General features: G+C 66.4%; 25 protein-coding genes. 6 read left to right on the top strand and 19 right to left on the bottom strand.

The genetic code is table 11. The annotated features are described in order from the left end of the window. The gene (ftsH, locus tag AC5O77_RS12550; RefSeq protein WP_010485966.1) at nt 1-1,935 is read right to left on the bottom strand and encodes an ATP-dependent zinc metalloprotease FtsH; all 1,935 of its coding nucleotides are present in this window, start codon (nt 1,933-1,935) and stop codon (nt 1-3) included. 69 nt (nt 1,936-2,004) lie between these two features. Then, the gene (gene rlmE / locus AC5O77_RS12555; protein WP_005409014.1) at nt 2,005-2,637 is read right to left on the bottom strand and encodes a 23S rRNA (uridine(2552)-2'-O)-methyltransferase RlmE; all 633 of its coding nucleotides are present in this window, start codon (nt 2,635-2,637) and stop codon (nt 2,005-2,007) included. 65 nt (nt 2,638-2,702) lie between these two features. Here rlmE and yhbY point away from each other — a divergent pair, with 65 nt between their 5' ends. Continuing rightward, nucleotides 2,703-3,008 carry a ribosome assembly RNA-binding protein YhbY gene (yhbY, locus tag AC5O77_RS12560; RefSeq protein WP_004152868.1) on the top strand — a complete coding sequence of 102 codons (306 nt, stop codon included), beginning with the start codon at nt 2,703-2,705 and terminating at the stop codon, nt 3,006-3,008. A 13-nt stretch (nt 3,009-3,021) separates the two neighbouring features. Next, the gene (locus AC5O77_RS12565; protein ID WP_012510659.1) at nt 3,022-3,396 is read left to right on the top strand and encodes an Mth938-like domain-containing protein; all 375 of its coding nucleotides are present in this window, start codon (nt 3,022-3,024) and stop codon (nt 3,394-3,396) included. A gap of 27 nt (nt 3,397-3,423) precedes the next feature. On the opposite strand, the gene AC5O77_RS12570 is transcribed toward AC5O77_RS12565, so the two are convergent. The 5 genes from AC5O77_RS12570 to surE form a co-directional block, all read right to left on the bottom strand. Beyond that, nucleotides 3,424-3,912, bottom strand: a complete 489-nt coding sequence (locus tag AC5O77_RS12570; protein ID WP_478057072.1) for a hypothetical protein — start codon at nt 3,910-3,912, stop codon at nt 3,424-3,426. A 174-nt stretch (nt 3,913-4,086) separates the two neighbouring features. Next, complete coding sequence (locus AC5O77_RS12575; RefSeq protein ID WP_049462716.1) at nt 4,087-4,872, bottom strand: peptidoglycan DD-metalloendopeptidase family protein; 786 nt, start codon at nt 4,870-4,872, stop codon at nt 4,087-4,089. Further along, the gene (locus AC5O77_RS12580) at nt 4,869-5,483 is read right to left on the bottom strand and encodes a YqaA family protein (protein WP_014036746.1); all 615 of its coding nucleotides are present in this window, start codon (nt 5,481-5,483) and stop codon (nt 4,869-4,871) included. Before AC5O77_RS12580 ends, AC5O77_RS12575 begins: the two co-directional genes overlap by 4 nt. An 18-nt stretch (nt 5,484-5,501) precedes the next feature. Further along, nucleotides 5,502-6,179, bottom strand: coding sequence for a protein-L-isoaspartate(D-aspartate) O-methyltransferase (locus AC5O77_RS12585; RefSeq protein WP_010485977.1), 678 nt, complete (start codon nt 6,177-6,179; stop codon nt 5,502-5,504). Continuing rightward, nucleotides 6,176-6,955, bottom strand: coding sequence for a 5'/3'-nucleotidase SurE (gene surE, locus AC5O77_RS12590; protein ID WP_478057073.1), 780 nt, complete (start codon nt 6,953-6,955; stop codon nt 6,176-6,178). Before surE ends, AC5O77_RS12585 begins: the two co-directional genes overlap by 4 nt. A 209-nt stretch (nt 6,956-7,164) precedes the next feature. Here surE and AC5O77_RS12595 point away from each other — a divergent pair, with 209 nt between their 5' ends. Then, nucleotides 7,165-7,704 (top strand): Smr/MutS family protein, encoded by a 540-nt coding sequence (locus AC5O77_RS12595; protein ID WP_478057074.1) that lies wholly within the window; start codon nt 7,165-7,167, stop codon nt 7,702-7,704. A 69-nt stretch (nt 7,705-7,773) separates the two neighbouring features. On the opposite strand, the gene truD is transcribed toward AC5O77_RS12595, so the two are convergent. The 10 genes from truD to AC5O77_RS12645 all read right to left on the bottom strand — a co-directional run bounded on the left by truD (nt 7,774) and on the right by AC5O77_RS12645 (nt 15,667). Next, a complete protein-coding gene (gene truD / locus AC5O77_RS12600; protein WP_478057075.1) occupies nt 7,774-8,805 on the bottom strand; it encodes a tRNA pseudouridine(13) synthase TruD in 1,032 nt (343 codons plus the stop codon). Next, entirely contained in the window at nt 8,802-9,299 is a 498-nt protein-coding gene (ispF, locus tag AC5O77_RS12605; RefSeq protein WP_005409005.1) for a 2-C-methyl-D-erythritol 2,4-cyclodiphosphate synthase, read from the bottom strand. Before ispF ends, truD begins: the two co-directional genes overlap by 4 nt. Nucleotides 9,300-9,333: 34 nt before the next feature. Next, nucleotides 9,334-10,032 (bottom strand): 2-C-methyl-D-erythritol 4-phosphate cytidylyltransferase, encoded by a 699-nt coding sequence (gene ispD, locus AC5O77_RS12610; RefSeq protein ID WP_049400377.1) that lies wholly within the window; start codon nt 10,030-10,032, stop codon nt 9,334-9,336. Then, the gene (gene ftsB, locus AC5O77_RS12615; RefSeq protein WP_494506883.1) at nt 10,029-10,382 is read right to left on the bottom strand and encodes a cell division protein FtsB; all 354 of its coding nucleotides are present in this window, start codon (nt 10,380-10,382) and stop codon (nt 10,029-10,031) included. Before ftsB ends, ispD begins: the two co-directional genes overlap by 4 nt. Before the next feature lie 4 nt (nt 10,383-10,386). Beyond that, nucleotides 10,387-11,679 (bottom strand): phosphopyruvate hydratase, encoded by a 1,293-nt coding sequence (gene eno, locus AC5O77_RS12620; protein ID WP_032130116.1) that lies wholly within the window; start codon nt 11,677-11,679, stop codon nt 10,387-10,389. 96 nt (nt 11,680-11,775) lie between these two features. Beyond that, the gene (locus AC5O77_RS12625; protein ID WP_049400376.1) at nt 11,776-12,105 is read right to left on the bottom strand and encodes a hypothetical protein; all 330 of its coding nucleotides are present in this window, start codon (nt 12,103-12,105) and stop codon (nt 11,776-11,778) included. After that, the gene (locus tag AC5O77_RS12630; protein ID WP_478057076.1) at nt 12,105-12,452 is read right to left on the bottom strand and encodes a hypothetical protein; all 348 of its coding nucleotides are present in this window, start codon (nt 12,450-12,452) and stop codon (nt 12,105-12,107) included. The genes AC5O77_RS12625 and AC5O77_RS12630 overlap by 1 nt, the downstream gene beginning before the upstream one ends. After that, nucleotides 12,449-13,279 (bottom strand): 3-deoxy-8-phosphooctulonate synthase, encoded by an 831-nt coding sequence (kdsA, locus tag AC5O77_RS12635; RefSeq protein ID WP_014036736.1) that lies wholly within the window; start codon nt 13,277-13,279, stop codon nt 12,449-12,451. The genes AC5O77_RS12630 and kdsA overlap by 4 nt, the downstream gene beginning before the upstream one ends. An 89-nt stretch (nt 13,280-13,368) precedes the next feature. Continuing rightward, nucleotides 13,369-15,033 carry a CTP synthase gene (pyrG, locus tag AC5O77_RS12640; protein ID WP_032130113.1) on the bottom strand — a complete coding sequence of 555 codons (1,665 nt, stop codon included), beginning with the start codon at nt 15,031-15,033 and terminating at the stop codon, nt 13,369-13,371. 400 nt (nt 15,034-15,433) lie between these two features. After that, nucleotides 15,434-15,667 carry a hypothetical protein gene (locus AC5O77_RS12645; protein ID WP_317217820.1) on the bottom strand — a complete coding sequence of 78 codons (234 nt, stop codon included), beginning with the start codon at nt 15,665-15,667 and terminating at the stop codon, nt 15,434-15,436. A gap of 172 nt (nt 15,668-15,839) precedes the next feature. Between AC5O77_RS12645 and parE the strand changes: the two genes are divergently transcribed. From parE to AC5O77_RS12660, 3 genes are all read left to right on the top strand, one after another. Continuing rightward, nucleotides 15,840-17,729 (top strand): DNA topoisomerase IV subunit B, encoded by a 1,890-nt coding sequence (parE, locus tag AC5O77_RS12650; RefSeq protein WP_019338185.1) that lies wholly within the window; start codon nt 15,840-15,842, stop codon nt 17,727-17,729. Nucleotides 17,730-17,876: 147 nt separating this feature from the next. Further along, nucleotides 17,877-18,455 (top strand): GNAT family N-acetyltransferase, encoded by a 579-nt coding sequence (locus tag AC5O77_RS12655; protein WP_107432345.1) that lies wholly within the window; start codon nt 17,877-17,879, stop codon nt 18,453-18,455. 109 nt (nt 18,456-18,564) lie between these two features. After that, nucleotides 18,565-20,061, top strand: a complete 1,497-nt coding sequence (locus AC5O77_RS12660; protein ID WP_032130111.1) for a S10 family peptidase — start codon at nt 18,565-18,567, stop codon at nt 20,059-20,061. A 372-nt stretch (nt 20,062-20,433) separates the two neighbouring features. Here the strand turns inward: AC5O77_RS12660 and AC5O77_RS12665 are convergent, their stop codons facing one another. Beyond that, nucleotides 20,434-21,555, bottom strand: coding sequence for an inorganic phosphate transporter (locus AC5O77_RS12665; protein WP_032128946.1), 1,122 nt, complete (start codon nt 21,553-21,555; stop codon nt 20,434-20,436). Between the two features lie 13 nt (nt 21,556-21,568). Then, a complete protein-coding gene (locus AC5O77_RS12670) occupies nt 21,569-22,195 on the bottom strand; it encodes a DUF47 domain-containing protein (RefSeq protein WP_004152833.1) in 627 nt (208 codons plus the stop codon). Between the last annotated feature and the right edge of the window lie 96 nt (nt 22,196-22,291).

Below are 22,291 nucleotides of genomic sequence, written 5' to 3' on the forward strand. Positions count from 1 at the left end.
TCAGTGCGATTCGGCCGGGCCTGCGATCGGCGGCAGCGGACGGGCGTCGCCGCCCTTGTCGTTGCCACCATCCTTGTTCGACTTGTTCCAACCGGCCGGCGGCGGCGGATCGCGGCCTTCCATGATGGCGTCGATCTGCGGCGCGTCGATGGTCTCGTACTGCAGCAGCAGCTGGGACATCGCGTGCAGCTTGTCCAGGTTGGCCGTCATCAGCTCGGTGGTGCGTGCGTAAGCCTCGTCGAGGATGTTGCGCACTTCCTCGTCGATGCGGCGCGCGGTGTCGTTGGACACGCTCTTGTGCTGGGTGACCGAACGGCCCAGGAACACCTCGTCGTCCTCTTCGCCATAGGCGATCGGGCCGAGCTGGTCGGACAGGCCCCACTTGGTGACCATGTTGCGGGCCATCTTGGTGGCGCGCTCGATGTCGTTGGAGGCGCCGGTGGTGACCTTGTCGGCACCGAAGATCAGCTCTTCGGCCACGCGGCCACCGTACAGCGAGCACAGCTGCGACTTGATCGCCACGCGGTTCATCGAGTACTTGTCGCCTTCCGGCAGGTACATGGTCACACCCAGCGCGCGGCCGCGCGGAATGATGGTGACCTTGTAGACCGGGTCATGCTCGGGCACCAGACGGCCGACGATGGCGTGGCCGGCTTCGTGGTAGGCGGTGAGGGTCTTCTCCTCCTCGCTCATGGCCATCGAGCGGCGCTCGGCACCCATCAGGATCTTGTCGCGGGCACGGTCGAAGTGGTCCATGCGGACCTCCTTCTCGTTGCCACGCGCGGCGAACAGGGCAGCCTCGTTGCAGAGGTTGGCCAGGTCGGCGCCGGAGAAGCCCGGGGTACCACGCGCGATCACCATCGGCTCGACGTCGTCGGCCAGCGGCAGCTTGCGCATGTGCACCTTCAGGATGTGCTCGCGACCCTTCACGTCCGGCAGGCCGACCACTACCTGGCGATCGAAACGGCCCGGGCGCAGCAGCGCCGGATCCAGCACGTCCGGACGGTTGGTCGCAGCGATCACGATCACGCCTTCGCCACCTTCAAAACCGTCCATCTCGACCAGCAGCTGGTTCAGGGTCTGCTCGCGCTCGTCATGACCGCCGCCCAGGCCGGCGCCACGGTGACGACCGACGGCGTCGATTTCGTCGATGAAGATAATGCAGGGGGCGTGCTTCTTGGCCTGCTCGAACATGTCGCGCACGCGGCTGGCGCCGACGCCGACGAACATTTCCACGAAGTCCGAACCGGAGATCGAGAAGAACGGCACCTTGGCTTCGCCCGCGATGGCCTTGGCCAGCAGCGTCTTGCCGGTACCCGGCGGGCCGACCATCAGCACGCCGCGCGGAATCTTGCCGCCCAGCTTGGTGAACTTGGACGGGTCGCGCAGGAAGTCGACCAGCTCGCCCACTTCTTCCTTGGCCTCGTCGCAGCCAGCGACGTCGGCGAAGGTGACCTTGATCTGGTCTTCGCCCTGCAGCTTGGCGCGCGACTTGCCGAAGGACATCGCGCCCTTGGCACCGCCACCACCGCCCTGCATCTGGCGCATGATGAACAACCAGAAGCCGATGATCAGGATGACCGGCAGGAAATTCATCAGGATCGCGCCGAGGGAAATGCCGCTGGACGGCTCCTCCTGCACGATCTCCACGTTCTTGGTACGCAGCACGTTGATCAGGTCACGATCGAACGGTGCGGTGATGGTGGACGACTGCCCACCGCGGGTGGTGTAGGTCAGCTGGCTGGTGCCGCCGCGCATGTCGCCGCCAAAGGCGACCTTCTGCACGTTGCCGCTGTCCACCTGGTCCAGGAACTGCGAGTACGACGCGCCCTGCGCGCCGGCCCCGGAGGACTTCGGCGAGAAGCTCTGGAAGACCACCATCAGCACGACGGCGACGACCACCCATAGCAGGAGGTTCTTGGTCAAGTCGTTCATCCTCATTGGCTCCGGTGTTCCTCTCAGTGCTGGCGTTGCGTTGGGGTCGAACTTGCGTACGTTGCGAGCTTACTTCATGTGGGCGCGTTTTCCCTGACCCAAGGCATACACCTCGGGAGAGCGCTTGCGCGAGGCTTCCGGCTTGCGGATGGAGACCTTGTCGTACCGGCGGCGCATGTCGCGCACGTAGTCGTCAAAGCCCTCGCCCTGGAACAGCTTGATCAGGAATGCCCCACCGGTCTTCAGGTGGTTGTCGGCAAAATCCAGGGCCAGCTCCGCCAGGTGCATCATCCGCGGCTGGTCGACCGCGCCTACACCACTCTTATTGGGGGCCATGTCCGACAGCACAAGGTCTACCGGCTGATCCCCGAGCATGGCTTCAAACTGCGATAGAACGGCTTCTTCCCTGAAGTCACCATGAAGGAACTCCACGCCGGCCAGCGGCGGCATGTCCAGGATATCCAGTGCCAGCACGCGGCCGGTATCGCCGATCTGTCTCCGAACCTGCTGAGACCAGCCGCCCGGGGCCGCGCCGAGGTCGACCACCACCATGTGCGGCTTCAGCAACCGGTCACGTTCCAGCAGCTCTTCGAGCTTGTAGGCCGCGCGCGAGCGCATGCCTTCGGCCTGGGCCTTCTTCACGAAGGGGTCGGAGAAGTGTTCCTTGAGCCAGCGCTGGCTGCTTTTGCTGCGGGTAGCCATTGAAAATAGGGGCTGATGGGGTCCTCATGATACCCTGATCGCCCCATTCAACCGTGTTTTCCTGCATGTCCATCGCCCTGACCGCTTCCCAGACCCGTTTCCTGCGCGGCCAAGCCCACGACCTGAAGGCGCTGCTGCAGACCGGCGGCAAGGGCGTGACCCCGGCCTTCATCGCTGAGCTGAACGAAGTGCTGGAGCGCCACGAGCTGGTCAAGGTGAAGGTCGCTGCCGAAGACCGCGACGCCCGTGACGTGATGATCGGCGAGATCGTCGAAGCCACCGAGAGCGCATTGGTGCAGCGCATCGGCCATGTCGCCGTGCTGTATCGCCCGAGCAAGGAACAGCGCCAGATCGTGCTGCCGCGCGGCTGATCGCCTTACTGCCATGCAGCTGAACCACGAACCGCCCGATTACGCCTACAGCCTGCGTGCCGCCGATGGCCGCTCGGCCAAGGTGAATGACCAGGTGCTGGGCAGCAGTTTCTTCCTGACCCCGGACCAGCTGGTCACGCAATGGCCGGTAGTGAGCGCCACCGCGCTGCAGCTGGCTGACCTGGAGCCGATCCTGGCGCTGAACCCGGCGCTGATCGTGCTCGGCACGGGTGACCGCCAGGTGTTCCCGCCGGCGGTGGTGATGGCCGCCTGCCTGTCACGCGGCATCGGCCTGGAAGTGATGAACAATCCGGCCGCCGCGCGCACCTTCAACATCCTGGCCGGCGAAGGCCGCAAGGTCGCGGCCGCTTTCATTCTGGAAGGCTGAGGTCGAGGCGTCGGGCGCGCCCCGGCGCTAGCCGCCAGAAGCGGTGCAGCGGAAGGCCGAGAACTGCTTCAGCCGCCCGATCAGGTTGCCGCCCTGGCCCCAGCGGATGTCCATGACCTTCCAGTCCTGGCCCTGCCTTTGCAGCAGGACACGGTCGGTCCAGCGATAGTCGCCTATCGCCATTTCGACGAGCACCCAACTGCCATCGCCGCTCGTCGCGGGCAGCCCCACCGTTACCGTTTCCGGCCGATCCGGCGCCATGAGATACGGGCTCTGGTCCAGCATGTGCGGCTTCTCGTCATGCGCGGCCAGCGCCGCACAGGCCCGCTCGTAAGCGCGCTGCGCATCAATGGCTGAGCGCAGCGCATCGCCCAGCAACGGCGGAATGGTCGCTTCGTCCGAAGCCGGCGCCTGGACGGCCGCGTAAAGACGGGTGACCACGTCGCGCGGATCGCTGGCTGCGGAGGCCAGCGGCGCGACGATGAGCAACGCGAGAGTGGAAGCAAGACGGAGCATGGGGCACCGGATCGACTGGGACCGCTCAAGAATGCCGGGTATCCCGTCCGCCGTGAAGGTGAGCCTGCGACACACAAGATCGCAAATGACCACTCTGCAGTACCCGAGTCGAGCATGGCTTGCCTCTACAGCTCAGGAACGCCGGGCATGGCCCGGCGCTATCGCATCTGACGATCAGCGTGCCGGCAGGTACTGCTGCGGGTCGACCGGCTTGCCGTTGTAGCGAATCTCGAAGTGGACCATGTCGCGGTTCGCACCGGTACGGCCCATTTCGGCGATCTGCTCACCGGCCTTCACGCTCTGCCCTTCATTCACCAGGCGCTTGCGGTTGTGGCCATAGGCCGACAGCCACTGGTCGCTGTGCTTGATGATGATCAGCTCGCCGTAGCCGACCAGGCCGGCGCCGGAATACACCACCACGCCATTGGCGGTGGCCTTGACCGCCTGGCCGCTGGTGCCGGCGATGTCGACGCCCTGCTTGGTCGCATCACCAGCCACGTAACGGCCAACGATGGCGCCATCAGCCGGCCAGCGCCAGGCGATGTTGCTCTTCACCGGACCGACCGGCGCCGGGGCCGGCGTGGTGCTGCCGCCACTGCTGCCACCGGAACGCGGCGGGGTGACCACCGTGGTGGGCGCGCGGCCGCCGCTGGCACCGGCCGGATACAGCCGGATCACCTGCCCCGGATAGATCGTCGAGGGGTTGTCCAGGCTGTTCCAGGCAATCAGATCGGCCGGGGTGATGTCATGGATGCGGGCCAGCGCATAGATGGTGTCGCCCTTGCGCACCACCACGGTCTGCCCCGGCTTGGGTACCGAGGTCTTCGGCGTGGTCACACCGCCACCGGCGCTGCCACCACCAGGACGAACCACGGTGGCGGTGCCGCAGGCGGCCAGGGTGGAAACCAGCAACGCCAGCGCGCCGATGCGCACTCCCTTGCTCAGACGATCAGGACTCATGCGAACTTCGACCTCCATACAAGCCAGGCGATCAGCACCACCACCAGCGCGGTGGCGATCCAGCCCAGCGGTTCAATCCAGCGACGCAGTGCCGCTTCAGCACGCGCACCACCGATACGGATGACCGCAGCCAGCACGAACACGCGCTTGCCACGACCGATCAGCATGCTCAACAGGTACTGCGGCATCGGTACACCGACGATACCCGATGCCCACGTGAAGACCTTCATCGGGATGGGCATGAATCCGCCCAGCACCAGGAAGGTGAACACTGCCCACGGCGACTCGGCCATCTTCGCCTGCACGGTGGTGATGCCCTGCTCGATGGCCGGCAGCATGCCCAGCGCCTCGAACAGCGGCTTGATCGCCTCGAAGGCGTAATGACCCAGCGCGTAGCCAACCAGTGCGCCGACCATCGAGCCGGCCAGGCTCAGGGTGGCGAACCACCAACCGCGCTTGGGCTGGGCCACGCACATCGGCGCCAGCATCACCTCCGGCATCACCGGGAAGATGATCGCCTCGAAGAAGCTCAACACCGTCAGGTAGGTCGGCGCGCGTTCGTGCGCCGCCCACTTCATCGCCCGCTCGTACAGCGGCCCGAAAATCTTCATGCAACCCTGCTCCGTGGATTAGTCGAGCATGCCAGACAGCAGCGGCACGAACGTGACCGGCGCCAGCACGTGTTGTTCGATGCTGCCGTCGGCCTTGCGGTCCAGCTGTACCAGCGACTGCGCCCCGGGGCCACCGACCGGCGCCACCAGGCGGCCGCCCTCGGCCAGTTGCTCGATCAGGGCGTCGACCAGTGCCGGCGCCGCCGCAGTAACCACGATGGCATCGAACGGACCGTGCTCGGCCCAGCCGACGCGACCGTCGTCATGCTTGGTGCGGATGTTCATTCCCAGCGCACGGAAGCGCTTGCGGGCCTGTCGCAGCAGATCGCCGATGCGCTCCACGGTGTAGACCTCCAGGCCCAGCGCACCGAGGATGGCGGCCTGGTAACCGGAACCGGTGCCGACTTCCAGCACCCGCTTCGGCGCGACCTGGAGCACCGCCTCGGTCATCCGCGCGACCACCCAGGGCTGCGAGATGGTCTGGCCGTGGCCGATCGGCAGCGCAGTGTCTTCATACGCGCGCGAGGCCAGTGCCTCGTCGATGAACAGATGGCGCGGCACCACCCGGATCGCATTCAAGGTCGGCTCGTCGACGATGCCGGCTTCGCGCAGGCGGTCGACCAGGCGGTCACGCACACGCTGCGAGGTCATGCCGATACCGACGGCTTCCGGTTGCAGGCGCAGGCGTGGACTCATGCCGGCTGGTCCAGCGCGGCACTGAGGCCGCCGACCCAGCTGGCCACTTTCTCCAGTGCCTGGTAGCGGGTCAGGTCGACCTGGATCGGGGTGATCGAGATATGCCCGGTGCGCACCGCATGGAAGTCGGTACCGGGGCCGGAGTCCTGCTCACGGCCGGCCGGGCCGATCCAGTACACCTCGTTGCCGCGCGGGTCTTTCTGCGCGATGCAGCCTTCGGCGCGGTGGCGGTTGCCGAGGCGGGTGACCTCGAAGCCCTCGACCTCGCTCCACGGCAGATCAGGCACGTTGACGTTGAGGATGGTGTCAGCCGGCAACGGATCGGCCTTGAGCCGGGCAACGATCTCCACGGCAGCGCGCGCGGCGGTCTCGAAGTGTTTCGGATCGTGATTGCGGGTAACCAGCGAGACCGCCACCGCCGGCAGCCCGAGGAAGCGACCTTCCATCGCCGCCGAGACGGTGCCGGAGTAGATCACGTCATCGCCGAGGTTGGCGGCATTGTTGATGCCGGACACGACAATGTCCGGTTCGAACTCGAGCAGCCCGGTCAGCGCCAGGTGCACGCAGTCGGTCGGAGTGCCGGCCACCGAGACGGTGTAATGGTCGATGCGCTTGAGGCGGATCGGCAGGTCCAGGGTCAGCGAATTGCTGGCGCCGGAGCGATCACGGTCGGGCGCGACCACCGTGACTTCGTGTCCGGCCTCGCGCAGCACCGAAGCAAGCATCCGGATGCCTGCGGCGTCGACGCCATCGTCGTTACTGACCAGGATTCGCATCTTCGATTTAACCGCTTGATTTTCCAAGAATTCGATTCCGTCACCGTGCAGTGTGGGCGGGACCGCCGTACTCCCCTGCGGAAGCCGTCGACCCTGCAAGGGCATCGTCTATTGTGCCGCATGCGAGCCGCCGGTCCTACCCTGTCGGCGGTCATGGCCGACATCGAACCGTCATAGGCAGAGCTGCGCCGGCGGTTTACCCTGTGCGCATGTCGCACCCTGAAGACGAAGATCCGGCCGCATTGTTCCGTGCGGCCATCGGCGAAGTGACGCCGCTGCGCAAGGATGCCGAGCCGGCGCCTGCCGCGCCCCGGCCGAAGCCGCGCGCGCGCATGGCCGAACGTGACGAGGCCGAAGCCGCCGGCGAATTCGCCCGGCTGCTGCGCGAGAGCACGCCGCTGGAAGCCGGCGACGTAGCCAGCTATCGCCGCGACAACCTGCCACCACGCTTGTTCCAGCGCCTCAAGCGTGGCCAGTACTCGGTGCAGGACGAGCTGGACCTGCACGGCGCCACTGCGTCGCAGGCGGAGGCGCTGCTGCGCCAGTTCCTGCTGGAGGCGCATGCACACGACTATGGCTGCGTGCGCATCATCCACGGCAAGGGCCTGCAGTCCGATGGCGGTGCACCGGTGCTGAAGAATCTGGTCGATCGCCTGCTGCGGCTGCGCAACGACGTACTGGCGTTCCATTCGGCGCCGACCGGACAAGGCGGCACCGGCGCGGTGCTGGTGCTGCTGGCCCGTAGATGAAAAAGGGGACGGAGGGAATTAAGTCGTTTGTGCCACAAACGACTTAATTCCCTCCGTCCCCTTTTTCTGTCAGGCCTGCGAGGCGTCTTCGACCGAGCCGAGTTCGTGCAGTACGGCGGTGGCGTAGCAGCCTGGCGGCAGCGCGAATGACAGCTCCAGCACGTCGTCGGCCAGCCACTGGTGCTGCAGCAGCGCCGGGCGCAGGCGCAATGCGCGGCGCTCCTGCTTCAGCCGTGCGTCTTCCAGGCCGGCCCGCAGTGCCTTTGACTCGTCGTCGTCCAGCGCGGCCAGCTCCAGCTCACGTGCCGCGTCGGCGCTGCGCAGCTCGCCTTCGCCCCACAGCGGTGCGCTGGGATGGATGTCGAAACGCGCCAGTCGCTCGGCCAGCACCTCGGTGTACGGCTCGGGTCCGAACACGCTGCGGCTGCCATCGAGCATCCACACTTCGCCATCGAGCGGCTGATCCCAGTTGCCCTGCTCCACGCGCGCGGCCAGCACGCGGTTGAACAGCGCCGAACGGGCGGCTGACAACAGCAGTGAACGCTGGTCCTTGCGCATGCGGCGGCCACCGAACATCGCCAGTGCCGCCGGCACATTGCCGCCGTCGCGGCCAAAGCGCTGTTCGCCGAACCAGTTCGGCAGGCCGCGCTCGGCAATCTGCTGCAGGCGCTCGCTGATCGCCGTGGCATCACCCTGCACCTCGCGCAGTACCAGCTTGAAGCGGTTGCCGGCCAGTGCACCGCGCTGCAGCTTGCGGTTGTGCCAGGTGGCTTCGAGCACTTCGATCTCGTCACTGGCCAGCTCGGCCAGGTCCGGCGCGATGCGCTTGGGCAGGTGCACGCTGAAACGCTGGGTGGTGACCGCGTGGCGGTCTTTCATCCCGGCATAGCTCACCGCCATTTCCGGCAGGCCCGCCCACGTGGCCAGCAGCTTGGCCACATGCACGGTGTTGGCTCCACGCTTGCGGATATGCAGCAGCAGGTGCTCGCCTTCACCGGTCGCCTCGAAGGCCGGCAGTTCGTCAACCTGGAAATCGTCCGGCGTGGTGCGGATGCGCGCCGTCAGCAACGGTGCACCAAACGCCAACGGCAGCGGGATCATGCCGCCACCAGCAGTACCACCGCCTGTGCGGCGATGCCTTCGCCACGACCAGTGAAGCCCAGCTTCTCAGACGTGGTGGCCTTGACGCTGACTGCATCCAGCGGCAACTGCAGCAACCCACCGATGCGCTCACGCATCGCCAGCGCATGCGGGCCGACCTTCGGACGCTCGCAGATCACGGTGATGTCGGTGTTGCCGACGCGCCAGCCACGCTCGCGCAGCAGGCTGTCGCAATGGCGAACGAAATCACTGCTGTCGGCGCCCTTCCAGCGGTCGTCACTCGGCGGGAAATGCTGGCCGATATCGCCCAGCGCCAGCGCGCCGAGCATCGCATCGCACAGGGCGTGCAGGATCACGTCGCCATCGCTGTGTGCGAGCACGCCGCAGCTGTGCGGCACGTTCACGCCGCCAAGCATGATGTGGTCGCCTTCACCGAAGGCATGGACGTCGTAGCCCTGGCCGATGCGGACGGGCGGGAACGGTGCGGTGCTCATGGATGCAACCCTTGCAACAGGGCCGCGCGGACGGTCAGCCGGCGCGGCGGGAAAGTACGAATTCGAACCGGTCCAGATCGGCCGGAGTGGTGACCTTGAAGTTGTCCTCGCTGCCTTCCACCAGCAGCGGGCGCTGGCCCTGACGTTCCATGGCCATGGCCTCGTCGGTGACGTCAACACCGGCGGCCGCAGCGTCAGACAGCGCGCGGCTGAGCTGGTGGCGGCGGAACAGCTGCGGCGTCAGTGCGCGCCACAGGCGCTCGCGTGGCTCGGTGCCATCGATGCCGCCGTCGTCGCCAGCGCGCTTGAGGGTGTCGCGCACCGGCGCAGCCAGGATCGCCCCGACCGGGTCGGCACGACCGACTTCAAGCAGACGACCGAGATCGGCCAGCGACAGGTTCGGCCGTGCAGCATCGTGAACCAGCACGAATTCATCGGCACGCACGGTGTCCGGCAGCGCCTGCAACCCGGCCAGCACCGAGGCGGCACGGGTCGCGCCGCCGATGCAGGTCAGCACCGGCTTGCCCGACCACTCATTCCAGCCCGGCCAGTCGGCATCGTCCTGGCCGATCACCACCATCGCTCCGGCCACGGCGGGGTGCGCCAGCAGCGCGTCCAGCGTGTGGGCGAGCAGGATCTGCCCGCCCGCCTGCAGGTACTGCTTGGGCAGCGGTGCACCGAAGCGGGTGCCACGGCCGGCCGCAGGAACAACGACCCAGATCGCCGCGCTCATGGCACGTCTGCCGGGTGTTCGCCCGCCTGGGCAGTGGCGCCGGCAGCAGGCTGCGCCGGGTGGACCGGCGCATCCTCGACCACACGGTAGAACTTCTCGCCAGGCTTGATCATGCCCAGCTCGCTGCGCGCGCGTTCCTCGATGGCGGACTGGCCTTCCTTGAGGTCCTTCACTTCGGCAGCGAGCGCGTCGTTGCGCTGCTGCAGACCCTCATTGTCCCGCTCCTGGTTGGCGACCTGGGCTTCGAGCATCATCACTTCACCCGAATTGCCCGGACCGAACCAGAAGCGGTACTGCAGCCAGCCCAGCAGCAGGGCCAGCACCAGCAGCATCCAGCGCCAGTCGCGCATCGGCTCAGCGCTTCAGCGAAACGAACGCGTCACGACCGGCGTAACGCGCGCCGGCGCCGAGGGCTTCCTCGATGCGCAGCAGCTGGTTGTACTTGGCCACGCGATCGCTGCGGCACAGCGAGCCGGTCTTGATCTGGGTGGCGGTGGTGGCCACCGAGATATCGGCAATGGTGGTGTCTTCGGTTTCGCCCGAACGGTGCGAGACGACGGCGGCATAGCCGGCGCGGTCGGCCATCGCGATCGCTTCCAGGGTTTCGCTGAGCGTGCCGATCTGGTTGACCTTGATCAGGATCGCGTTGGCGGTGCCCGAGTCGATGCCTTCCTGGAAGATCTTCGGGTTGGTCACGAACAGGTCGTCGCCAACCAGCTGCACCTTCTTGCCGATGCGGTCGGTCAGCAGCTTCCAGCCGGCCCAGTCGTTCTCGGCCAGGCCATCTTCAATCGTGATGATCGGGTACTGCGCGGCCCAGTCGGCGAGGAAGTCGACGAACTGCTCGGAGGTCAAGCGCTTGTTCTCGCCGACCAGGTTGTACTTGCCGTTTTCGAAGAATTCGCTGGAGGCGACGTCCAGGCCCAGCAGCACGTCTTCACCGGCGGTATAGCCAGCCTTGCCGATCGCTTCGAGGATGGTGTCGAGTGCTTCGACGTTGCTGCGGAAGTCCGGTGCGAAGCCGCCTTCGTCGCCAACCGCCGTGCTCAGGCCGTGGCCCTTCAGCACCGACTTCAGCGAATGGAAGATTTCGGTGCCCGCGCGCAGCGCTTCGGAGAACGAGGTGAAGCCGACCGGCAGCACCATGAACTCCTGGAAGTCGACGTTGTTGTCGGCGTGCGCGCCGCCGTTGATGATGTTCATCATCGGCACCGGCAGCGACGGGGTCACGCCGGTCTTGGCGGCAAGGTACTGCCACAGCGCCTGCTTGTTCGATGCAGCGGCGGCGTGCGCGGCGGCCATCGAAACACCCAGCAGCGCGTTGGCGCCGAGGCGGCCTTTGTTCTCGGTGCCGTCGAGGTCGATCAGGCGACGGTCGAGGCCGGCCTGGTCGGTGGCTTCGAAGCCCTTCAGCGCATTGGCGATGGTGGTGTTGACGTTGTCGACAGCCTTGCGCACGCCCTTGCCCAGGTAACGGGTCTTGTCGCCATCACGCAGCTCGACCGCTTCCTTGGTGCCGGTCGAGGCGCCGGAGGGAACCGCGGCACGACCGAACGAACCGTCCTCCAGGATGACTTCGGCTTCCAGCGTGGGGTTGCCACGGCTGTCGAGGATTTCACGGGCGTGGATGCTGCGGATCGTACTCATGGTCGGGCCGGTTACCTGTATGGAGAGGGGGCGACAAAACGAATGCCGCGTGATTATCCCCGGCTGCCCGCCACTTGCCAAATGGCGTGGGCGGCTTCAGCCCCAACTGGACCCGATCACGATCAGGATCATCGACACCAGCATCACCAGCAATGCACCGGCAATCGCTGCCAGGATGGGGCCACGCCGCCGTCGCCAGGCCAGCACCATCGCCACCGGGCTGCCCAGGAAGGACAGCACCATCGTGACCAGCGCGCCCAGCAGCCACCACTGCGTGGCCTGCACGCCGTTGTTTCCATCCCCCGGCGGCCGGAAACCGGACGTGAAGGCCAGCACGCCCACCACCAGGGCGATCCAGGTCAACACGGACAGCCCCAGGGCGATCAGGCCCCAGGGCCAGCCACGCGCCGATGTGGTCGTATTCATCAGAGCAATCCGTAGAACAGGGCGCCCAGCCACAGCGAGAGCAGGATGATCGCCAGGCCAGCCGTGACCTTGCCGCGATTCAGCCGCCAGGCCAGCACAGCCGCAGCGACGCAGCCCACGGCACCGAGCAGCTCCGCCACCAGCAGCGCAATGAAGTACGCCCGCAGATCGAGCGCACTGCTGCCATCACCGGGGGGCCGCACCGACGCAGCGCCGATCAGTACCAGCCCGAACATGCCCACGGTGAACAGCACGGCCAGACCCAGTGCGATCAGGCCCCAGGGCCACCGTTTCAAGTGACGGCGGTGACGCTGGGCTTCCAGCGCCCCCCGCGGGTCACGACTCACGCGAAGCGCGAGAAGCCGTGCTTCTTGGTCACCGCATCGAGTTCCATCAGGGTCTCGAGCAGCGCTTCCATCTGGTCCAGCGGCCATGCATTGGGGCCATCGGACAGCGCCTTGGACGGGTCCGGATGGGTCTCGGCGAACAGGCCGGAGATGCCCACCGCCACGGCGGCGCGGGCCAGCACCGGCACGTGCTCACGCTGGCCACCGGAACTGGTGCCCTGCCCACCCGGCAGCTGCACCGAATGGGTGGCGTCAAACACCACCGGGCAACCGGTATCGCGCATCACCGCCAGCGAACGCATGTCGCTGACCAGGTTGTTGTAGCCGAAGCTGGCACCGCGCTCGCAGACCATGATCTGCTCGTTGCCGGTGGCCTTGGCCTTTTCCACGACCGGCTTCATGTCCCACGGCGCCAGGAACTGGCCCTTCTTGATGTTGACCGGCTTGCCGGCCGAGCACACCTTGCGGATGAAGTCGGTCTGGCGGACCAGGAACGCCGGGGTCTGCAGCACGTCCACCACCGAGGCCACTTCATCCATCGGGGTGTATTCGTGGACGTCGGTCAGCACCGGCACGCCGATCTGCTTCTTGACCTCGGCCAGGACCTTCAGGCCCTCTTCCATGCCCGGGCCGCGGAACGCGGTGCCCGAGGTGCGGTTGGCCTTGTCGAAGCTGGACTTGAAGATGAAGTTGACGCCGAGCTTGTCGGTGACTTCCTTCAACTTGCCGGCGGTATCGAGCTGCAGCTGCATCGACTCGATCACGCAGGGGCCGGCGATCAGGAACAGGGGCTGGTCCAGCCCGACCTCGAATCCACACAGTTTCATGGCGTTTCCTTGTTGTCCGCGGCACCGGCCGGGCCGGTGCGCTGGGGGTTGAAGCGTGCAAGATGGGGGCCGGCGGCCCCCATCACAAGTCAGGCGCGGGCTTCCTGCAGCAGCTTGCCGCCAGCCTTGCGCTCGCGTGCGGCACGGATGAAACCGATGAACAGCGGGTGGCCGTCACGCGGCGTGGACAGGAATTCCGGGTGCGCCTGGCAGGCCAGGAACCACGGGTGCGCATCGCGCGGCAGCTCCACCACTTCCACCAGGGTGTCGTCCATCGACTTGCCGGCGATCACCAGGCCCGCATCTTCCAGCTGGGTGCGGTAGCGGTTGTTGAACTCGTAGCGGTGGCGGTGGCGCTCGGCAACCACGTCCTTGCCGTACAGCTCACGGGCCAGCGTGCCCGGCTTCAGGCGCTGTTCCTGCAGGCCCAGGCGCATGGTGCCACCGAGGTCGCTCTTGTCATCACGCTTTTCGACGTCACCGGTTGCCGTGCGCCATTCGGTGATCAGGCCGATCACCGGGTTCGGCGACTGGCGGTCGTTCTCGGTGCTGTTGGCACCTTCCAGGCCGACCACGTTGCGGGCGTAATCGACGACGGCCGCCTGCATGCCGTAGCAGATGCCGAAGTACGGCACGTGCTGCTCGCGGGCGAACTTCGAGGTCAGCACCTTGCCTTCGAAACCACGGTCACCGAAGCCGCCCGGCACCAGGATGCCGTCGACATCGGCCAGTGCGGCCATGTCGGTGCCTTCCAGGTCCTGTGCTTCCAGCCACTTCAGGTTGACCTTGGTGCGCTGGCGCAGGCCGCCGTGCTTGAGCGCTTCGCCGACCGACTTGTAGGCATCCTGGTGATCGACGTACTTGCCGACCACGGCGATGGTCACTTCGTCCAGCGGATGCAGGGTCGCATCGACCGCGTCTTCCCACATCGACAGATCGACCGGACCGACCTTGTCGGCCAGCTTCAGCTGGTTGACGACGATCTCGTCCAGGCCCTGCGCATGCAGGCCCGACGGAATGCGGTACAGGACGTCCACGTCCGGCACGCTGATCACCGCGCGCTCGGAAACGTTGGTGAACTGGGCGATCTTGCGGCGCTCCGAATCCGGCACGGCCTGTTCCGAACGGCACAGCAGCACGTCCGGCTGGATGCCGATCGAGCGCAGTTCCTTCACCGAGTGCTGGGTCGGCTTGGTCTTCAGCTCACCGGCGGCGCCGATGTACGGCACCAGGGTGAGGTGCATGAACAGCGCCTTCTCCGGGCCACGCTCGGTGCGCACCTGGCGGATCGCTTCCAGGAACGGCAGCGACTCGATGTCGCCGACGGTACCGCCGATCTCCACCAGCGCCACGTCGTAGCCTTCGGTGGCTTCGTCGATGCAGCGGCGGATCTCGTCGGTGATGTGCGGAATGACCTGCACGGTCGCGCCCAGGTAGTCGCCGCGGCGTTCCTTGCGGATTACGTTCTCGTAGATACGACCGGTGGTGACCGAGTTCTTGCGGCTCAGGCGGGTGCGCACGAAGCGCTCGTAGTGGCCCAGGTCGAGGTCGGTCTCGGCGCCGTCGTCGGTGACGTAGACCTCACCGTGCTGGAACGGGCTCATGGTGCCGGGGTCGACGTTGATGTACGGGTCAAGCTTCATCATCGTGACCTTCAGGCCACGGGCTTCGAGAATGGCGGCCAGCGACGCGGCGGCAATGCCTTTGCCGAGCGAGGACACCACGCCGCCGGTTACGAAAATCAAGGGAGTCATGGCTGCAAGCATCCTGTCTGGAAATGGAAAACGGCAGCACCACGCGCGCCCGGAGGGCAGGCATGGTGCTCAGAGGGGGTTTTCCGGTTCGCTGTGGCAGCGAGGGAGGTGCGGATCCGTGCGACGGCAGGCGCCGGACGGGGACCACCGTGCGAGGTCGGGGCGACCGTGCCGGTCAAATCGACCGTCACCTGCGACCCGCCATGCTGGAAGCCACGCTTGGCCGCTCCAGCCCATTCGCAAATGGTGGACACGCACTTACTCCCGGAAAGCCATAGTTTACAGATTGATGGCCGCCAACCCAAGAGGCAGATGGCACGCCACTAAAAAGAAACGCCCCGCAAAGCGGGGCGTTCCGGAGCGCAACCCTTGTCGCAAGGGCGCCTGGCAGGGGGCGGGATCAGCGCTTCTTGCGCGCTTCCTCTTCCTCTTCCTGCTGCGGGGCCGGCTGGCCCTGCGCCTTCATTTCGGCATTGGCCTGGGCCCGACGCTTGGCCTTGGCATCGGCCTCGGCCTGCGCCTTGTCGGCCTGGTCACCCTGCTGCGGGGCCGGCTGGCCGGCGTTCTGCGCCACCACCAGCGGCACTGCAAGGGCGGCAGCGGCCAGGATCGCAATGGTCAGCAACTTCTTCATGAGGTCCTCCTCGCGGTATGGCTTGGATGTTTCGACCCAACGGGGGTCGCCGGTGTTCAGATTCCAGCAGCTGCCATTTTACCCCCTCTGCGTCGCCGAGACTGAACCGCAGGCGTGCAAAATCCCGTGCCAGACCCCACACTTGCCCGTCGCTCCAAGCTTTCGAAGACAGATGAACGCCCGTTATAACGCCGCCGATATTGAAGTCCTGTCCGGCCTTGACCCGGTCAAGCGCCGTCCCGGCATGTATACCGACACCGCGCGCCCGAACCACCTGGCGCAGGAAGTGATCGACAACTCGGTGGACGAGGCCCTTGCCGGCCACGCCCGCTCGATCGAGATCACCCTGTACAAGGACGGCAGCGTGGAGGTCAGCGATGACGGCCGCGGCATGCCGGTGGACATCCACCCGGAAGAGAAGATCCCGGGTGTCGAGCTGATCCTCACCCGCCTGCATGCGGGCGGCAAGTTCAGCAACAACAACTACACCTTCTCCGGCGGTCTGCACGGCGTCGGCGTCAGCGTGGTCAATGCGCTGTCGACCCTGGTGGAAGTGCACATCAAGCGCGAAGGTGCCGAGCACCGCATCACCTTCCGCAACGGCGACCGCGCCACGCCGCTGGAAGTGGTCGGCAGCGTCGGCAAGAAGAACACCGGTACCCGCGTGCGCTTCTGGCCGGACCCGAAGTACTTCGACACGCCCAAGTTCGCGGTGCGCGCGCTCAAGCACCTGCTGCGCGCCAAGGCCGTGCTGTGCCCGGGCCTGACCGTGAAGCTGACCGACGAGGCCACCGGTGAAGTCGATACCTGGTACTACGAAGACGGCCTGCGCGATTACCTGAAGCTGGAGCTGGGCGATCGCGAGATGCTGCCGGCCGAACTGTTCGTCGGCAACCTGAAGAAAGACACCGAGATCGTGGACTGGGCCGTGGCCTGGCTGCCGGAAGGCGAGCTGGTGCAGGAAAGCTACGTCAACCTGATCCCCACTGCCCAGCACGGCACCCACGTCAACGGCCTGCGCACCGGCCTGACCGAGGCGCTGCGCGAGTTCTGCGACTTCCGCAACCTGCTGCCGCGTGGCGTCAAGCTGGCCCCGGAAGACGTGTGGGACCGCGTGTCGTTCGTGCTGTCGCTGAAGATGACCGACCCGCAGTTCAGCGGCCAGACCAAGGAACGCCTGTCCTCGCGCCAGGCCGCCGGCTTCATCGAAGGCGCCGCCCACGATGCGTTCAGCCTGCTGCTGAACCAGAACGTGGAGCTGGGCGAGAAGATCGCGCAGATCGCCATCGAGCGCGCCAGCGCGCGCCTGAAGACCGAAAAGCTGGTCGTCCGCAAGAAAGTCACCCAGGGCCCGGCCCTGCCCGGCAAGCTGGCCGACTGCATCAGCCAGGACCTGTCGCGCACCGAGCTGTTCCTGGTGGAGGGTGACTCGGCAGGCGGCAGCGCCAAGCAGGCGCGTGACAAGGACTTCCAGGCGATCCTGCCGCTGCGCGGCAAGATCCTCAACACCTGGGAAGTGTCCTCCAACAGCGTGCTGGCGTCGGAAGAAGTGCACAACCTGGCCGTGGCCATCGGCTGCGACCCCGGCAAGGACGACATTGCTGGCCTGCGCTACGGCAAGGTCATCATCCTGGCCGACGCGGACTCGGACGGCCTGCACATCGCCACCCTGCTCACCGCGCTGTTCCTCAAGCACTTCCCGGCGTTGGTCGATGCCGGCCACGTGTTCGTGGCGATGCCACCGCTGTTCCGCATCGATGTGGGCAAGCAGGTGTTCTATGCCCTGGACGAAGAAGAGAAGCGCTCGATGCTGGACAAGATCGAACGCGAGAAGATCAAGGGCGCGATCAACGTCACCCGCTTCAAGGGCCTGGGCGAGATGAATCCGCCACAGCTGCGTGAATCGACCATCCACCCCGACACCCGCCGCCTGGTGCAGCTGACCGTGGACGACGGCGAGCAGACCCGTTCGCTGATGGACATGCTGCTGGCCAAGAAGCGCGCCTCCGACCGCAAGGGCTGGCTGGAGAGCAAGGGCGATCTGGCTTCGCTGGAAGTCTGACCCGACGCGGGGTCGGATCCGTTTCCCGCAGGGAAACGGCTCTGGCCCCATCGCCCGGTAATGCCGGTTCATGTGCCCTTGGCATTACGCCCCCATCGGCAAACCCGGCGGCGCCATAATGCGCGTCCATCTGTGTGGACCATCGTATTGGCCAGCCACTCGCTGCTGTTCCCGGGCCTGCCGCTGCACAGCGCGCGCCTGGTCCTGAGCCCGATCCGCCGCGACGATGCGGCCGCCCTGTTCGCGATCCAGTCCGATCCGGACGTGATGCGGTTCTGGAACCACCCGGCGTGGACACGACCGGCCGAAGCGCGCGCGCAGATCGACGATGACCTGGCGGCACAGGCCACCGGCACCCAGCTCAAGCTGGCCGTGCGCGAAACGCTGGACGGCCCGTTGCTGGGCATCTGCGTGGTGTTCGCCCTGGATCGCGATGCCGCTCGTGCCGAGATCGGCTACCTTCTGGCCCCCGACAGGCAAGGCCAGGGCTACATGCACGAAGCGCTGCAGCACCTGCTGGACTACCTGTTCCAGACCCTGCGCCTGCATCGCGTGGAAGCCGAAGTCGACCCGCGCAACCGGCCCTCGGCACACGTGCTTGAACGGCTGGGCTTCCACCTGGAGGGCGTGCTGCGGCAGCGCTGGCGCATCCAGGGCGAACTGTCCGATTCGGCGGTATACGGCCTGCTGGCCGACGACGAACTGCGCACCACCCTGCCCGCTTGACCCAATCTGGCCACTGGCGGCCTCGACGCGCGGCCATGCCTTTGGACACATACGACATGCCCTCCACCGGCCTAGCATCGGAACCCCCTTCCGCTGCCGATCCGGTGCCATGAAGTCCCTGCTGCACACTGCCGCGCTCTGCGTCGGCCTGCTCATCGCCCCAGCCAGCGTGCTGGCCGCGCCCGACGCCGAGGCCAAGCCCGATCCGAAAGACGACAAGACCGAAGCGCCCGCGCTGCCCGCCGATGCGTCAGCCCGCCAGAGCATGCGGCTGGCCGGCCGCACCCTGGACTACACCGCCACCGTCGGCACCCTGCCGGTGCGCGATGCCAAGGGCAAGGTGATCGCCGATGTGGTGTTCACCGCCTATACGATGCCGGGCAAGGACCGGCCGGTGACCTTCGCGCTCAATGGCGGCCCGGGTGCATCGTCGGTCTATCTCAACATGGGCGCGATCGGGCCCAAGGTGGTCACCTTTGGTTCGGAGGGTGACAGCGCATCGGCGCCGGCCACCCTGCACGACAACCCCGGCACCTGGCTGGACTTCACCGACCTGGTGTTCATCGACCCTGTCGGCACTGGCTTCAGCCGTGCACGCATCGGCGATGACGAAGCGAAGAAGCAGCTGTACAACCCCAGCGCCGACATCGAATACCTGTCGCGCTCGATCTACGACTGGCTGCTGCGCAACCAGCGCATGGGTGCACGCAAGTACCTGACCGGCGAGAGCTACGGCGGCTACCGCGGCCCGCGCATCACCCACTTCCTGCAGACCCGCCTGGGCGTGGCGATGAACGGCCTGGTGCTGGTGTCGCCGTACCTGAGCCCGACCCTGGAAGACAACGCCGATGTCTCGCCGATGGCGTGGATGCAGACGCTGCCGTCGATCGCTGCAGCGCACCTGGAGCGCCAGGGCAAACTGACCGATGCGGCGATGCGCGACGTGGTGGAATACACCCGCGGCGACTACGCCACTGCGCTGATGAAGGGCCGCAGCGATCCGCAGGCGACCGAGGCGATGCTGCGCCGGGTGACCGAGCTGACCGGGCTGGATGCGCAGTTCGTGCGCCGCGCCGGTGGCCGACTGGAGACGCAGGCCTATCTGCGTGAGGTGTTCCGCGACAAGGGCACGCTGGGCAGCCGCTACGACTCCAACGTGACCGCGTTCGATCCGTTCCCGAATGATCCGGAACAGCGCGCCAACGATCCGCTGCTGGACAGCATCATTGCGCCGACCACCACCGCGATGGTCGACTTCGTGACGCGCGTGGTCGGCTGGAAGGTGGATGCACGCTACCAAGCGCTGAACTACGACGTGAACCGGCTGTGGGACCGCAACGGCGAGCTGCGCCAGGGCGCGGTGACCCAGCTGCGGCAGGCGGTGGCGATCGATCCGCATCTGCAGGTGCTGATCGTGCATGGCTGGAATGATCTGTCGTGCCCGTTCATGGGGTCGATCCTGACGGTGGACCAGATGCCGGCGATGGGCAGCAATCCGGACCGGGTGCAGGTGCGCAGCTATCCGGGCGGGCACATGTTCTACAGCCGGGCGGACAGCCAGGCGGCGTTCCGCAGGGATGTGCAGGCGTTGTTCCAGCGTAACTGAGGGTGGTGGTGGCCGGGCCTGCGGCCCGGCACCCGCTGGGGATCAACTGCCACTGCAACAGCAAGAGCTGGCATTCCGTGGGTTGGCGGGGTGGGATGGGCAGGCGGGGGACGGCAAAAACTGCTCCTGCGTGCCTCGTAGAGCGCCATCCATGGCGCTCTGCGCCCCCGCCTGCCCATCCCACCCCGCCTTCGACAGTTTCCGTGCGCTGTTGGTGGGTGCCGACCGTTGGTCGGCACGAGGGCGGATCCCTGTTTCTGCTCTGGTAGGTGTCGACCTTGGTCGACACGATGTGTCCGGAAGAATTCTCTGCGCATGAAAAAAGCCCGCCGGTATCCGGCGGGCTTTTTCGTGTGCACCTTGGCGCGGCAATCAGGTCCAGCCGAACAGTTCGAACAGCTTCAGGATCAGGTACGCACAACCACCTGCGGCCGGGATGGTCAGGATCCAGGCCCAGACGATGCGTTCGATGACGCCGAACTTCAGCGAGCGCGGGTTCTTGGCGAAGCCGACGCCCATGATCGCGGTGGAGATGCTGTGCGTGGTCGAGACCGGCATGCCGAAGTGGGCGGCCAGGGTCAGGATGGTGGCCGAGCTGGTCTCCGCGGCGAAGCCGTGGATCGGGTGCAGCTTGACCATCTTGTGGCCCAGGGTCTTGATGATCTTCCAGCCGCCCGAGGCGGTACCGGCGGCCATCACCACCGCACAGGTCAGCACGATCCACATCGCGATGCCGTCACCGGCGCTGGCGTCCGGGTGCATGAAGGCCAGCCACGACGGCAGGTCATCCAGCGCACCGGTCGCTTCGGCGCCGATCAGGGTCATGGCGATGATGCCCATGGTCTTCTGCGCGTCGTTGTGGCCGTGGGCGAAGCCCATGTAGGCCGCCGAGGCGATCTGCGCCTTGCCGAAGAAGGCGTTGACGATGCGCGGGCGGGCCAGGCGACCGATGGCACCACCGATCTTGGCCAGCCCGGCGATCAGGCCCCACAGCAGCACCATCACCACGATGCCGAGCAGGAAGCCGGCGATCGGCGAGGTGATCATCGGCACGAACACCTTCCACAGCAGGCCCTTGTTCTGCGCCCAGCTGCCCAGGCGCTCGGACCAGATCAGCGCGTCCCAGTTGTTGTGGGCAGCGGCCAGGCCGGCGCCGCAGAGGCCACCGATCAGGGCGTGCGAGGACGAGGACGGCAGGCCCTTCCACCAGGTGATCAGGTTCCAGATGATGCCGCCCAGCAGGGCGCACAGGATCACCTGCGGGGTGACGTCGACCACGTTGGTGTTGAGCAGGCCCGAAGCGATGGTCAGCGCCACCGCGGTACCGGTCAGTGCACCGATGAGGTTCATGAAGGCGGCCAGCATCACCGCCCAGCCGGGCGAGAGCACCTTGGTCGCCACCACGGTGGCAATGGAGTTGGCGGTGTCGTGGAAGCCGTTGATGAACTCGAAGACGAGCGCGGCGAGGATCACCACCAGGACAAGGGTCAACATGCGGCGGCGTCCGTCAGCTGTTCTTCAACACGATCTGGTACGCCACCACGCCGGCCTCGCGGCAGCGGTCGATGGCCTTTTCCAGGATCTCGAAGAATTCCTTCAGCAGGAACATCTGCAGGTTGTCCAGGCGGCCCGAGTAGATGTCGCGGTACAGCTCGAGCATCAGGCGGTCGGCCTCGTTCTCCAGCGAACGCAGCTTCTCGTTGAGCGCGGTCATCCGGTCCAGGTTCATGTGGCGCAGGTCGGCCACCATCTCCACCACCACGCCGGCAGCCTGTTCCAGCATCGCCGCGCGCGGCGCGAAGTCGATGTGCTCCAGGTGGGTCGTGGCCAGCGAATAGCGATCGGCGAACTTCTCGATCTGCTTCGGAATCTTGTACAGCGCCGAGCCCAGCGCTTCGATGTCTTCGCGCTCGATCGGGGTCATGAAGCTGTCCACCAGCGCCTGGCTGATCTTGTCCGAGGCCGCGCGTTCGCGCAGGCGGGCCAGCTTGAACGCGTCCAGCGCGGGCTGGCGGTCGGCCTCGCGCAGCATGGAATGCAGCGCCTTGGCGGCGTCGGAAGCCGCGACGGCAGCCTCATCGAGCAGGGTGTAGAACTGTTTGCCGGAACCGAAAATGGTCTGCAGAGAGAACATTGAGAAACCTGTCAGCCGTCGCGGGAAGGACGGCACCAGACGGAATTATGACGGCTAGATGACCATCACGGGTATCCCTGCCCCCTTCCGGGGCTC

This window comes from Stenotrophomonas sp. INTA L402-1 (assembly GCF_059295135.1).